The organism is Pseudomonas sp. FP1742 (assembly GCF_030687145.1).
GTDB classification, from domain to species: domain Bacteria; phylum Pseudomonadota; class Gammaproteobacteria; order Pseudomonadales; family Pseudomonadaceae; genus Aquipseudomonas; species Aquipseudomonas frederiksbergensis_D.
Genome location: NZ_CP117460.1, coordinates 4867440 through 4880852 on the forward strand (window position 1 = coordinate 4867440; position 13413 = coordinate 4880852).

Consider the following 13413-nt stretch of genomic DNA (forward strand, 5'->3'; position numbering starts at 1 on the left):
AGGGGATTGGTGGTGTCTCAGGCAGCGCGCTCATCCCCCGGATTACGTTCGAAGTAGCGCTTGTACTCACGACTGAACTGCGACGTACTCTGATACCCCACCCGATGCGCCACCTGGGCCACGCCCAATCCTTCGCCCTGCAGCAAGCGCTGGGCCTTGAGCAAACGCAAACGCTTCAGATACTGCACTGGCGACAACAAGGTGCAGCGTTTGAAATGCTCGTGAAACGTCGATGCGCTCATGTTGGCGCAACTGGCCAGGGCTTCGACGTTCAGCGGCTCGGTGTAATGGGCATGCAGATGACTCAGAGAGGCCGCGATCCGGGCGAACTGCCCCTGTTGCTCCACCAGCGCCCGCAATACATCGGCTTGCGGCCCCCGCAAGGCGACGAACAACAACTCACGCAATCGCGCCTGTCCCATAACCTGGCTCTCCAGCGGGTCGTGCAGGCAGCGCAACAGCCGTTCAACACAACCCCGCATCGCATCATCGAGCACCGCCGAAGTCATGGACTCTGGCGTCTGCGCCGCGATATAGCGCCCCGACGCCAGCCCCATCGCCAGCACCAACTCACCGAGCAACACCCGGTCAATGGCGATGGAAATGCCCAGCATCGGGCCATCGGGCGCGGAAAACGTCTCGCACTCGAACGGCACCGGCAGCGCCTGAATCAAATAATGCCCGGCACCGTATTCCAGAGTACGCGACCCCAGATACGCCAACTTGCCGCCCTGGGCAATGATGACCAGGCTTGGCTCATAGATTTGCGGGCCACGGGCCAAATCACGACTGGCCCGCAAAATCTGCACGCCTGGCAACGCGGTAGGCGTGTAACCATCGCGGGTGGTCAGCGACTGGATCAGCGAAACCAGCGTGGCATTGGCATCGAGATAACGGGTCAACAACATGGGGAGCTCTTCACAAAAAAGTAGCGAAAAAAGGGATGAAAACATCATCGCAGGTCTGAACGCCAATGCGGCCAATCGAAGGTGAACGCCGGAGGATTAGGCATGACACCCGGAGGAATCGCCATGGCCGGTCACCGGTGCGGTGTCCAGAATGGCTCGCCTCACCTGTCACTGCTTTTACGAGGTTCACCATGTACACCGCCATCGGATACGCCGCTCAGTCCCCCACCACTCCCCTCGCCCCGATGAAATTCGAACGCCGCAGCCCACGGGCCGACGATGTGGCGATCGAGATTCTCTACTGCGGCGTCTGCCATTCCGACATCCACCAGGCGCGCAACGAGTGGGGCATTGCGGTTTACCCGCTGATGCCCGGCCATGAGATCGTCGGCAAAGTGACCGCCGTCGGCGCGAACGTTACTAAACACAAAGTCGGCGATCTGGTCGGCGTCGGTTGCATGGTCGACTCGTGCCGCCACTGCGAAGCCTGCCAGGCCGATCTGGAGCAATACTGCCTCGAAGGTCCGACCCTGACGTATGCCACCCCGGACCGGGTCGATGGCAGCAACACGATGGGCGGTTACTCCGACAGCATTGTGGTCAGCGAGCACTTTGTCGTACGTATCCCGGAGAAGCTCGACCTGGCCAGCGCCGCGCCGATTCTGTGTGCCGGCATCACCACCTACTCGCCGCTCAAGCACTACGGCGTCAAGGTCGGCGACAAGGTCGGGATTCTCGGCATGGGTGGCCTCGGTCACATGGGGATCAAGTTCGCCAAGGCGATGGGCGCTGAGGTGACCTTGTTCACCCGTTCGGCGAGCAAGGCTGAAGAAGGTCGTCGCCAAGGCGCAGACCACGTGATCGTGTCCACCGATGCCGAACAGATGAAGGCCGTCGCCGGACATTTCGACTTCCTGCTGGACACCATTCCAGTGCAGCACGACCTCAACCCCTACCTCGATACGCTGCGTTTCGACGGCGTGCACATTGTGGTGGGCTTGATCGAGCCGGTCGAGCCGCCGGTGCATGCGGGCAAGCTGGTGATGAGCCGTCGTGTATTGGCCGGTTCCCTGATCGGCGGCATCGCCGAAACCCAGGAAGTGCTGGATTTCTGCGCCGAGCACGGCATCTCCTGCGACATCGAAATGCTCGACATCCGCCAGATCAACGAGGCATACACCCGCATGATCGCCGGCGACGTGAAGTACCGCTTCGTGATCGACATGGCGACCTTGAAGATCTAAACCTTCAGGCCCAATTCCGCCGACAGCCGGGCCGTGACCCCTTTGATCAGGGGAATCAGCTCGGCCATTTTTTCCAGTGGCATGTACGGCACGGTGCTGGCGATGCTGATGCCGGCGACAATGCGCTTGCTGGCATCGCGGATCGGTGCCGCCACGCAGCGAATCGACGGTTCGTTATCCTCCAGGTCGAAGGCATAGCCACCGGCCACGTACTCGATCATGCGCTGCTGAAACTGCTCCCAGGATTGCTCCGGGTGCAGCGGCCAGAACTGATTTTTCCCACCCACCGGCAAGCTGATTTCATACAGCCGTTGCCATTCTTCCTGTGTGTCGTCGAGCATCAGCGCCTTGCCGATCCCGGTACGCGCCAACGGCATGCGATGCCCCACCCTCGAACGCATTTCCGGGCCATTGCGCCCCGGATTCTTGAGCAGGTACAGCACCTCGTCGCCTTCACGAATCGCCAGGTGAATGGTGTCGCCGGTCAACGCCGACAACTCATCCAGATACGGCCCGGCCAGCGTCACCAGCGGCAGCTCTTCACGCGCCTGGAAACCCAGCTCGATCAGTTTCGGCCCCAGCAGATAACCGATTTGCGGCACCACCCGCAGATAACGCTCGTCCACCAGGCAACTGGCCAGGCGATGGGTGGTGCTGCGCGTGGTGCCGATCAGCCGGGCGATTTCCTTGAGATCGCGGGCGCCACTGGCCACCGCCTGAACCACACCCAGGCCACGAAGCAGTGTCTGGGTGCCGGTCGGCGCGGCGTCCTTGGCGATTTTTGGGGCGTCTTCCTGCATATCCAGCCTTTACCGTTGAGCGAGGGAACGGGCGGCATTATGGTCGCCCGACGGCTGCGACTACAACTTGATACGCTCGACCTTGCCCACCAGCAACACGTAGGAAAGCGCGCCCAGCAACGCCAGAACCGAGATGTAGGTGATCGCCGGAGCAAACGAATCACCGGAGGCAAGGAAACCGATGACGATCGGCGTGGTGATCGCCGCCAGGTTGCCGATGAAATTGAACACCCCACCGGTCAGCCCGAGCAACCGCGCTGGAGCCAGGGTTGACACCAGCGACCAGGTGATCGAGGCCAGGCCATTACCGAAGAAGGCCAACGCGAGGAAGGCAATCACCAACGGTGTCGACTCGACGAAGTTGGCGCCGATGATCGAGGTGGAAATCAGCAATCCGCCAATGATCGGCAATTTGCGGGCAAAACCTACGGTGTAGCCACGACGGATCAAAAAGTCCGAGAAGAACCCCGAACACAGCACGCCGACAAACGCTGCGAGAAACGGCAGTGACGCCAGCAAGCCAGACTTGATGAAGTCCATGCCGCGATATTTCACCAGGTAAGTCGGGAACCATGTCAGGAAGAACCATAAAGTCGAATTGAGGCAGAACTGGCCGAGGTAAATGCCCCACAACTTGCGCTTGCTCAGGACAATCCCGAGGTCGACCCAGCTGAATTTCGCCTTGGCCCTGGCGGCTTCGGCCTGAATATCAACCAACCCGCCGCCCTCGCGGATCAGCTCGATTTCCGCGTCATTGGCGCCCTTGAAATCCCGTGGTTCGCGATACACCGCGTACCAGATCACTGCCCAAAGGATGCCCACCACACCGGTGCTGACAAACACCATGTGCCAGCCATATTGGTGTTGCAGCCAGGCAAGCACCGGTGTCAGGAACGCCAGGCCGACGAACTGCCCGGAGGTATAGAAACCGATGGCGGTGGCGCGTTCGCGCTCGGGGAACCAGGTAGTGACCACGCGGCTGTTGATTGGATACGCCGGCGCTTCCAGGGCGCCGACGGCCATGCGCAGCACGAACAGCGCAATGAAACTGGCGGCGAAGCCGAGCATCACCGTGGCCAGCGACCACAACAGCAATGCAACGCTATAGAGGATACGCGGCGGCACCCGGTCCACCAGCCAGCCACCAGGGATCTGCATGGCGGCGTAGGTCCAGCCGAATGCGGAAAAAATCAGCCCGACATGGATCGGATCGATGCCCAGATCGCTGGTCAGCGCCGGGGCGGCAATGGACAGATTGCTGCGGTCCAGGTAGTTGATCACCACCGTGATGAACAGCAGGACCATGATGAAAAATCGCTTGCGACTGGGCGTCACCAACGACGCCTGCCCGGTGAGGGTTTGCGGTTGCATGGAGGGTGCCTCTTCTTATGTTTATTGAGGTCGTTGAAAAACAGGCGCCTGAGCGCAAATCGTCCAGTCCATGGAGATCAAGTGTGGGAGCGGGCTTGCTCGCGAAAGCGGTGCGTCAGTCGACAACACTGTTGAATGTGATGCCGCCTTCGCGAGCAAGCCCGCTCCCACATTAGATTTGTGATGAGTCAGAGAGAACTCACCACTCGGCAAAACTGCCATCGGCATGACGCCAGATCGGGTTGCGCCAGCGGTGGCCGACGGCGGCACGCTCAATCACGTATTCCTCGTTGATCTCGATCCCCAGACCCGGGCCATTGGGGATCTTCACGAAGCCTTTGTCGTAGTCGAACACCCGCGGATCTTTCACATAATCGAGCAGGTCGTTGCTCTCGTTGTAATGGATGCCCAGGCTCTGTTCCTGGATGAACGCGTTGTAGCAAACCGCATCCAGTTGCAGGCACGCCGCCAGGGCAATCGGCCCCAACGGGCAATGCAGCGCCAGCGCCACGTCGTAGGCTTCGGCCATGTTGGCGATCTTGCGGGTTTCGGTGATGCCGCCCGCGTGGGACGCATCGGGCTGGATGATGTCGACGTAGCCTTCGCTGAGCACACGCTTGAAATCCCAACGCGAGAACAACCGCTCACCGAGGGCGATCGGCGTGCTGGTCAGCGGCGCCAGCTCTTTCAGCGCTTCGTAGTTTTCGCTGAGCACCGGCTCTTCGATGAACATCAATTTGTACGGGTCGAGTTCCTTCATCAGCACCTTGGCCATTGGCTTGTGCACCCGACCATGGAAGTCCACGCCGATGCCGACATTCGGACCGACCGCATCGCGCACGGCGGCGACGTTGGCCAGGGCCAGGTCGACTTTTTCGAAAGAATCGAGGAATTGCAGTTCTTCAGTGCCATTCATTTTCACTGCGGTGAAACCACGGCTGACGGCTTCTTTCGCAGCACGCGCGGTGTCCGCCGGGCGATCACCACCAATCCACGAATAAACCCGGATCTTGTCCCGCACCTGACCGCCCAACAGATCGCTGACCGACACTCCCAGCGCCTTGCCCTTGATGTCCCACAGCGCCTGGTCGATGCCGGCCAGCGCGCTCATGTGGATCGCCCCGCCTCGATAGAAGCCGCCACGGTAGAGCACCGTCCAGATGTCTTCGATATTGCGTGGGTCTTTGCCGATCAGGTAGTCGGACAATTCCTCAACCGCAGCGGCTACGGTGTGCGCGCGGCCTTCGACCACGGGCTCGCCCCAACCGGTCACACCCTCGTCGGTCTCGACCTTGAGGAAGCACCAGCGCGGCGGAACGATGAAGGTGGTGAGTTTGGTGATTTTCATCTCTATTGTCTCTCTTGTAGATGTAGCGCTCACAGCGCCAGAAAGTCTTAACGCAGAGCATTCCATGCAGCGACATATGCCTTGGCGCGCACCGCTACTTCGTCAGCCGTCATGCCCGGTTTGAACAGCCCGGAACCGAGACCGAAACCTTTGACGCCGGCCTCGACAAACACCTGCATGTTGTCCGGCGTAATCCCGCCCACCGGCACCAGCACCGTTCCTGCCGGCAACACCGCCAGCCAGGCTTTCACTACGGCTGGGCCCATCTGCTCGGCCGGAAACATCTTCAGCACATCCGCCCCTTCGGCCAACGCGGCAAAGGCTTCGGTCGGCGTCGCCACGCCCGGTGACAGCAACAGCCCTGCTGCCTTCGCCGCGCGCAACACCTTGGCATCGCTGTGGGGCATGACGATCACCTGGCCGCCCGCCGCTTTCACCTGCTCGACCTGTTCCGGCGTCAGCACCGTGCCCGCGCCGATCAGGCAATCGGCGGGTAATGTGCTGCGCAGGATGCGGATACTTTCGTACGGTTCGGGGGAATTAAGCGGCACTTCGATGACGCGAAATCCGGCTGAATACAGGACTTCGCCGACGGCTGCCGCCTCTTGCGGACGCAGGCCACGCAGAATCGCGATCAGACCGTTTTGTGCCAGTGCTTGCTTGAGCATGTCAGACCTCCATTCAGGTTTAACGGGATGAGGATGTCGTGATCAGTCCAGCGGCGACCGCCAACTGCCACAAGCCGCGTTCGGTGGCCTGCTCGGCCAGGGTCACCCGGGTAAAACCGCAGGCGTCGAGCGCCCGGCTGTAGCGAGCGCAGAGTTGAGCGTTGCCGATGAGGATGATCGAGGGCAGGTGCACGCTGTTGCGCCGACGTCGCTGAACGGTGGCCAGGGCCGACAGTTCATGGCCGATCAGCAGGCCGGACAGATAGTCCGGCTGAGCGGTGGCACTCAGCTCGCCGGTCAGCCCCAGACTGCGGGCACTGAACAACGTGGACAGCGGCCCGATCTCGCCATCCGCCGACAGCGCCACTTGCACGCCACGGTCAAACGCTTCGCCATCAAAAGACCCGCCGCGCTGCTGGGTGCGCCCGAGAATGCTGTGTTCGCTGAGCACGGCGAAGACTTCGCCGGTCATGAAGGTATCGAAATGCACGATGCAGCCGTCGGTCACTTCCACCCATTTCGAATGGCTGCCCGGCAGGCCGATCAACAGATCGCTACCCGCCCCGCTCGGCAGATTCTGCAGCACACCGAGCACCTGGGTTTCCTCGCCGCGCATGACGTTGGGCAAGCGCGAACGCTGAATCACACCCGGCACGATATGCACATCGACACCGCGAAGACTGCGAACGGTTTGTAGGGAAGTTCCGAGATTGGCGACATTCGCCGGCGTGTCGCAGTAAGCCGCTTCGCGCCAGCCCTGAGCACTGCCGACCATGCCACAGGCAATCACCGGCAAATCGGGCTGCGCGTCGAGCCAGTCACCGCAAGCCTCATCGAAGGCCAGTTCAAAACCGTCGGCGCATGCCTGACCGGCGATGGTTCGCGGCGTCCTGGGCAGCTGCATGATTCCGGACGACAGCGCCCGCTGTTCCAGCACCTGGCCACCGAAGCCGAGTTTGTAAGCACGTAATGAGGTTGTCCCCCAATCGAGCGCGATCAATTGCGCCAGCATCGCTTCACCTGTTTTGTTTTTTGGCAGTGAGTGAGCTGGACTATAAACCCGGACGCCGGAAAATCTCAATATATAAATTCTAATCCCACATATTGGGAAGTCGCAAAAAAATCGCAGCCTTCGACAGTTCCTACAGATTCGATGTACGCCGCGATATCACCGGGCGAAACACAATCTCGTATAGGAGCTGCCGAAGGCTGCGATCTTTGAGGGGATCAATGTCCTGCGGCAAAATCCCTTAACACCGCCCCATCCATCCGATACCGCACCCACTCTTCCTGTGGCTGTGCGCCAAGGGATTTGTAAAATTCAATCGCCGGTTGGTTCCAGTCCAGCACGCTCCATTCGAAACGACCGCAGTCATTGGCGCAGGCGATTTTCGCCAGGTGGCGCAGCAGGGTTTTACCGGCACCGCCGCCCCGTTGTTCAGGGGTGATGTAGAGATCTTCGAGGTACAGGCAATTGCTGCCCAGCCAGGTGGAATAGCTGAAGAAGAACACCGCGAAGCCGATCGGCAGGCCATCGCGCAGGCAGATCAGGCCATGGGCGGTGGCGCCTTCGCTGAACAGGCTGCGCTCGATGTCGGCGACGCTGGCGATGACTTCGTGGCGGGCACGTTCGAAGTCGGCCAGTTCAGTGATGAACGCGAGGATTTGCGGAGCATCGCTGGGGGTCGCCGGGCGGATTTCGATCGTCATGGACGTGCCTTGTCAGAAGTTGAAAACGCCATACTAAGTCCGCGCGCGGCGCTCGTCACATTTGAAAGCAAAACGTCATGTAGCATCACCGTTTTGTGGCGCTTTGTACGAACGGGCCTGTCTGTGGGATCGGCGTAGCTGTACTGGCGTCTTCGCGGGCAAGCCCGCTTGTATGTTTAGACTTGAAGGGGTGGGTGGGACTAAAAGCCCGATTCTGACTCTAGCCAGTACAGACCGTGGGAGACTTCGTCCCACCCCTTCTACCTAAAAGCGCCAATAAGGAATTCATCGGCTAGGCCGACGATAGAGACAAGCCAGCGCAACGGTAGACCCCAACAAGCTCTTAAACCCTAGCTCCGAGGATTCGTCATGACAATCCTTACTTCGCAAGCGGTCGTGGGTGTTGATGTGGCCAAGGCTGAGGTGCTCGTCTATCGCGCCGATCTGCAAACCACACAAGCCATCTCCAATAATCGAGCAGCACTCAAACGTTGGCTCAAGACGCTGCCCGCCAAAAGTGGCATTGCCGTTGAGGCCACCAACATTTACCACTTGGACACGGTTGAGTTGGCCTATGAGTTGGGTCATCAGGTCTACGTCGTGGACGGTTATCGCTTGAGTCATTACCGCCGCAGTGTCGGCCAACGAGCTAAAAATGATCCGTGTGATGCTCGTCTTCTGGCTCGGTATCTGGCGCATGAACAGGGTGGGTTACGCGCTTGGAGCCCGCCGCCCAAGGCTTACAAGGCCCTGCAAAGCCTGCTTCATCGACGGGCAGCACTGATCAAGGCGCGTGTCAGCCTGGCTCAGAGCTGGGCCAATGAGCCGCGCCTGGAAGAAGAGCTGAAATGTCTGATGGAGACGTTTAAGCGCTCGGATTTGGCCATTCAAAAACAGCTGCGTGACCTGAGCAAAGAGGCCGGAGCCGCCGAAAATATTGAGCGTTGCAAGGCCATTGAAGGCGTTGGTGTACTGACGGCAACTGGATTTGCGACGGCTTTTTTGCGTGGCGAGTTTAAGGACAGCAATGCCTTCATCGCTTTTTTGGGCATGGACTTGAGGGTCGATGACTCGGGAAAAAAGACGGGGAGTCGCAGTCTGACCAAGAAAGGGGATCCGGAAATACGACGTCTGGCCCACAACTCGGCCATGGCCGCCTGTCGTTCAGCGACCTGGAAACCATTTTATGAAGGGTACCTGGCCAGAGGTTTCAAGAGGACTCAGGCCCTGGTAATCCTTGCCCGAAAACTCGCCCGGGTGGCGTTCGCTCTGATGAAAAACCAGAGCGAATACCAACCGAATCGACCGTTGCAGGGTTGTCCTGCAACATAGAATCTCCCACAGGGTGCTCATTGATCACAAAAACCGAGTCGAATCCAAGGAGTTCCATGACCACCGCCGCTTTCGCGCCTCTGCAGAATCTAGCCTCTGAACTGCTGCCCCATGCGCTGGAACCTGGTGAGGACGGCGCCCACGATCTGTCGCACTTGCAGCGGGTGTGGCACAACGTGCGCACGCTTCACGCCGATGAAGGCGGTGATCTTGAGGTGCTGCTGGCCGCCGTGCTGTTGCACGATTGCGTGGCGGTGGAGAAGAACTCGCCGCTGCGTTCCCAGGCGTCACGGCTGGCGGCGCAGAAAGCGTCGACAGTGCTGACAGCCATGGATTGGCCTGACGCAAAAATCACCGCGGTCGTCCATGCCATTGAGGCCCATAGCTTCAGCGCCAACATCACACCCACGACCCTCGAAGCCCGAATCATCCAGGACGCCGACCGCCTCGACTCGCTTGGCATGCTCGGCGTGGCGCGTACCTTCTACATTGCCGGGCGCATGGGCAGCGCGCTGTACGACCCTGTGGACCCGGAGGCAGACGAGCGGGACTACGACGACAAACGCTTTTGCCTCGATCATTTCCAGACCAAGCTGCTGCACCTGGCAGACGGCTTCCAAACGACCACCGGCCAGCGTCTGGCACAGGTTCGCCATCAACGCTTGAAGGGATTCATGGAGCTGTTCAAGGAAGAAATCGGCGTCGGCTGAGGAGCCAGAGCCACACCGCTCGTCGTTCATCAGGCACCAATCCCGGTCGGGGACGGACCAATATCGAGTAAGGGCTCGCCAACGCGAGCGAGGAGCAACACTCGTCCATCCCAACCAAGAGGTCACCATGAACGTTGATAAAAACCTGGAGAAAGAAGTCCTGACCCGCCTGCTGCACGCCCACCCAAGTGGCTTGGGCAAGGAGGTCCTGGACAATTACCGGGGGGAGAAAGTCGTGGCCAGCACCCTGGCCACTCTGCAGGAGCGCGGGCTGATCCAGCATGGTCATGTGATCTGCAACGAAACCGGCGAGCACTCGCTGAACCTGCCGATCAAACTCAGCGCCGCTGGGGTTGAGGCGGCACGCAAACTGGATAACTAACCGAGCAGGAGCTGGCGAAGCCTGCGCCGGCTCCTATAGCCAGGAGAAATCCCATGCCTCGTGGAAGCAAAGACAAATACACCGCCGAGCAGAAACGCAAGGCCGAACACATCGAAGAAAGCTACGAACGCAAAGGCGTATCGAAAGATGAAGCCGAAGCTCGCGCTTGGGCAACGGTGAACAAACAGTCAGGTGGCGGTGAACGCGCCGGCGGCTCGGGACGCAAGAAACCGGCCAGCGCCAAGTCGGCGGATCGCAAGGAATCAGCCCGCCGCGCAGTCGCCACCCGTGAGGGCAAGCCGCGCAACAGCAAAGCTTCGCGCGATACGCAGACGGTGGACAGCCTGATGAAAGAAGCCCGGGCGAAGAAGATTCCGGGGCGCTCGAGCATGCGCAAGCAAGAGCTGATCGAGGCGTTGCGCAAGGCGGGTTAAAGGTCTGGATTCAGGGTGAATTTGAGGGCCTCTTCGCGAGCAAGCCCGCTCCCACATTAGGTCTTGTGAACGACGCAGATCCAATGTGGGAGCGGGCTTGCTCGCGAAAGCGCTGGATCAGGCGCCGACAGTCTCCCGGATCAACGCATCCACTTCAGCCGCCCCCGGCGAAGTCGCCGGCCCCCAGCGAGTGACAGCCAAAGCCGCCGCCGCATTCGCCCGCCGCGCCGCGTCTATCGCCGACAAACCCTGCGCCAACCCCGCCACAAACACACCGGCATGGGCATCCCCCGCCCCGTTGCTGTCGACAGCCGTGACCTTGAATCCCGGCACCTGCCGACGCTCGCCATGCTGGCTGATCCAGCAACCCTGCGGGCCATCGCGAACCACTATCAAGGCATCCGCCGGCAACTGATCCGCCAAAATATTCAACGCCTCGGCAATGTCCGACACGCCGGTAAACCGCAGTGCCTCGACACCGTTGCTGCTCCACAGATCGATGCGCGGCAACAAGGCTTTCATCAGTGGCGCGTCCGGTGAATCCACCAGTGGTCCCGGATCGAACACCACCTTGATCCCGTCCGACAGATCCAGCACCCAATCCACCAGCACCTGCGCCTTGCCGCCATGCAGCAGGCTGTAGCCGCTGACGTAGACAAAGTCGCCCGCCTCGGCCGGCACACTCGCCAGGTCTGCGGCAGTCAATTCGCCTTCGGCACCGATGTAGGAAATGAACGTGCGTTCGGCCGAGGCTTCAGTCAGCGCGACGCACAGTCCGGTATCGCGCTCGGTGCTCTGATCGACGCCGATGCGAATGCCTTCCGCGGCCATCGCCTCCCGGGCCAGATCCCCAAAACGGCCGTTGCCATGACGCCCGAGGTAAACCACCGGCAAGCCGTTTCGCCGCGCCGCAGCCATCACATTAAAACCGCCGCCGGCCTCAAAACGGGCGGACTGCGCCAGCACGTCACCGCCCGAATGAGGCAACTTGGCCACGGCCATGACCAGGTCGATCATGACCTGGCCAGTGTGCAGCAACCTAGACATGCGCAGGCTCGAGCAACGCGGCACGGCGGTCCTTGGCACCGCCGAGCACCCAGTAAATCCCGCCGGCCACCACGAACGTCACGATCCAGCCCAGGCCGTTATGGCCCAGCCAGGAGTCGGACAGGAAGCCCCGGAACCAGACATCTTGTTCAGTAGTGCCAATGGTGGTGAAACTGAAACCCAACACAATCGCCAGCGCCCATGCACCGAAGGCACGCCACTCGACACCGCCGCGATACCAGTAGGCGCTGCTCGGGCTGACGTCCAGCAGGTCTTTGGGGCTGTAGTAATGACGATGAATCAGGTCCACCACGAAGATCCCGACCCACGCCGTGATCGGCACCGCCAACAAGGAAATGAAGGTGATGAACGGACCGTAAAAACTTTCGGCGATCAGCATGAAATAGATCGAGCCGGCGAAGATCGCGACGATATCGACCACCACCGCGTACACGCGCTTGACCTTCAGGCCGAGGGTCAAGGTAGTCAACCCGGCGGAGTACACCGACAGGTTGTTCGACAGCAGCAACCCGCCGAACGCGGTGATCAGGTACGGCACGGCCATCCAGGTCGGCAGCATGTCGCGGATCGCGACAATCGGATCAGTGGCCGAGGCCAGATCATGGTTGCCCACCGACAGCAGACCGCCGAGGGTGATCAACAGCACCAGCGGAATTCCCGCCCCGAACGCTGCCGACGCCACCAGGCGCACGGCTTTGACGCTGCGATGCTGGTAGCGCGACATGTCCGCGCCGGCGTTGGCCCAACCGATCCCGGTGCCGGCGGCCATGGTGCCGATGCCGATGATCATCGCGCTCAACGGTGCTGGCGTGGCGTTGAACACAGCGCTCCAGTCGATGGTCGCGCAGAGGAAACCGCCGACCAGGATGTTCAATGCACCGAACACGTAAGTCGCCCACTTCTGGATCACCAGCAACGTGGCGTGACCGAGGCCGGATACCGACAACGTCAGCAGCACGAAAATGGCGATGAACACCAGGGTCAGCAGCGGCGCGCTTTTGGCTTCCACCGGCGAGCCGAACAGGATCGAGCACAACGACAGCAGGACGAACGCGGCGGTGGTGGTGTTGACCGTTTCCCAACCCAGGCGCGACATCAGCGAGACCAGCGTCGGGCCGATATTGCCGCGTACGCCGAAGATCGCCCGCGACAACGTCAGGCTCGGTGCGCGACCACGACGACCGGCAATGGAGATGATCCCCACCACCGCAAAAGAACCGGCGGCACCGAGGATCGCGACGATGATCGCCTGCCAGATCGCCAGGCCGCGAAAGGCCACCAGCGTGGCGCCCAACGGCAGGCCGAGGATGGAAATGTTGGCCGCGAACCAGACCCAGAACAGTTGCAGCGGATGACCGTTGCACTCCCCTTCCGGCACCGGTTCGATACCACGGGTTTCCAGTTGCCCGGCACTTGGCCCGGTGGTCGATGAACTCAT

Annotated in this window: 14 protein-coding genes; 5 read left to right on the plus strand and 9 right to left on the minus strand. The window is 60.7% G+C overall.

Going from position 1 to position 13413, the window contains the following annotated elements; all coding sequences use genetic code 11:
- Window positions 1-17: 17 nt before the first annotated feature.
- Window positions 18-908, minus strand: a complete 891-nt coding sequence (locus PSH64_RS22030) for an AraC family transcriptional regulator (RefSeq protein WP_105343055.1) — start codon at window positions 906-908, stop codon at window positions 18-20.
- A gap of 191 nt (window positions 909-1099) precedes the next feature.
- On the opposite strand from PSH64_RS22030, the gene PSH64_RS22035 reads away from it, so the two are divergent.
- Window positions 1100-2152 (plus strand): NAD(P)-dependent alcohol dehydrogenase, encoded by a 1053-nt coding sequence (locus PSH64_RS22035; protein ID WP_305478675.1) that lies wholly within the window; start codon window positions 1100-1102, stop codon window positions 2150-2152.
- On the opposite strand, the gene PSH64_RS22040 is transcribed toward PSH64_RS22035, so the two are convergent.
- The 6 genes from PSH64_RS22040 to PSH64_RS22065 all read right to left on the minus strand — a co-directional run bounded on the left by PSH64_RS22040 (window position 2149) and on the right by PSH64_RS22065 (window position 8049).
- Window positions 2149-2952, minus strand: coding sequence for an IclR family transcriptional regulator (locus PSH64_RS22040; RefSeq protein ID WP_305478676.1), 804 nt, complete (start codon window positions 2950-2952; stop codon window positions 2149-2151). The two genes, PSH64_RS22035 and PSH64_RS22040, sit on opposite strands and share 4 nt — an antisense overlap.
- Window positions 2953-3012: 60 nt before the next feature.
- Window positions 3013-4323 carry an MFS transporter gene (locus tag PSH64_RS22045; RefSeq protein ID WP_019650464.1) on the minus strand — a complete coding sequence of 437 codons (1311 nt, stop codon included), beginning with the start codon at window positions 4321-4323 and terminating at the stop codon, window positions 3013-3015.
- 199 nt (window positions 4324-4522) lie between these two features.
- Window positions 4523-5671 (minus strand): galactonate dehydratase, encoded by a 1149-nt coding sequence (gene dgoD / locus PSH64_RS22050; protein WP_007903915.1) that lies wholly within the window; start codon window positions 5669-5671, stop codon window positions 4523-4525.
- Between the two features lie 47 nt (window positions 5672-5718).
- Window positions 5719-6339 carry a 2-dehydro-3-deoxy-6-phosphogalactonate aldolase gene (locus tag PSH64_RS22055; RefSeq protein WP_305478677.1) on the minus strand — a complete coding sequence of 207 codons (621 nt, stop codon included), beginning with the start codon at window positions 6337-6339 and terminating at the stop codon, window positions 5719-5721.
- Window positions 6340-6358: 19 nt separating this feature from the next.
- Window positions 6359-7351, minus strand: coding sequence for a 2-dehydro-3-deoxygalactonokinase (locus tag PSH64_RS22060; RefSeq protein WP_305478679.1), 993 nt, complete (start codon window positions 7349-7351; stop codon window positions 6359-6361).
- A gap of 215 nt (window positions 7352-7566) precedes the next feature.
- The gene (locus PSH64_RS22065; RefSeq protein ID WP_305478680.1) at window positions 7567-8049 is read right to left on the minus strand and encodes a GNAT family N-acetyltransferase; all 483 of its coding nucleotides are present in this window, start codon (window positions 8047-8049) and stop codon (window positions 7567-7569) included.
- Window positions 8050-8418: 369 nt separating this feature from the next.
- Here PSH64_RS22065 and PSH64_RS22070 point away from each other — a divergent pair, with 369 nt between their 5' ends.
- The 4 genes from PSH64_RS22070 (at window position 8419) to PSH64_RS22085 (ending at window position 10907) form a co-directional block, all read left to right on the plus strand.
- Complete coding sequence (locus tag PSH64_RS22070; RefSeq protein WP_305478208.1) at window positions 8419-9381, plus strand: transposase; 963 nt, start codon at window positions 8419-8421, stop codon at window positions 9379-9381.
- A 56-nt stretch (window positions 9382-9437) separates the two neighbouring features.
- Window positions 9438-10091, plus strand: coding sequence for an HD domain-containing protein (locus PSH64_RS22075; RefSeq protein ID WP_105343039.1), 654 nt, complete (start codon window positions 9438-9440; stop codon window positions 10089-10091).
- Between the two features lie 127 nt (window positions 10092-10218).
- Entirely contained in the window at window positions 10219-10473 is a 255-nt protein-coding gene (locus tag PSH64_RS22080) for a hypothetical protein (RefSeq protein WP_105343038.1), read from the plus strand.
- A gap of 53 nt (window positions 10474-10526) precedes the next feature.
- Window positions 10527-10907: a Rho termination factor N-terminal domain-containing protein gene (locus tag PSH64_RS22085; RefSeq protein ID WP_105343036.1), complete on the plus strand. Its 381-nt coding sequence runs from the start codon at window positions 10527-10529 to the stop codon at window positions 10905-10907.
- Between the two features lie 117 nt (window positions 10908-11024).
- Here the strand turns inward: PSH64_RS22085 and PSH64_RS22090 are convergent, their stop codons facing one another.
- Both PSH64_RS22090 and PSH64_RS22095 read right to left on the minus strand, forming a co-directional pair.
- Window positions 11025-11954: a PfkB family carbohydrate kinase gene (locus tag PSH64_RS22090; protein WP_105343034.1), complete on the minus strand. Its 930-nt coding sequence runs from the start codon at window positions 11952-11954 to the stop codon at window positions 11025-11027.
- Window positions 11947-13413: a cytosine permease gene (locus tag PSH64_RS22095; protein ID WP_105343031.1), complete on the minus strand. Its 1467-nt coding sequence runs from the start codon at window positions 13411-13413 to the stop codon at window positions 11947-11949. The genes PSH64_RS22090 and PSH64_RS22095 overlap by 8 nt, the downstream gene beginning before the upstream one ends.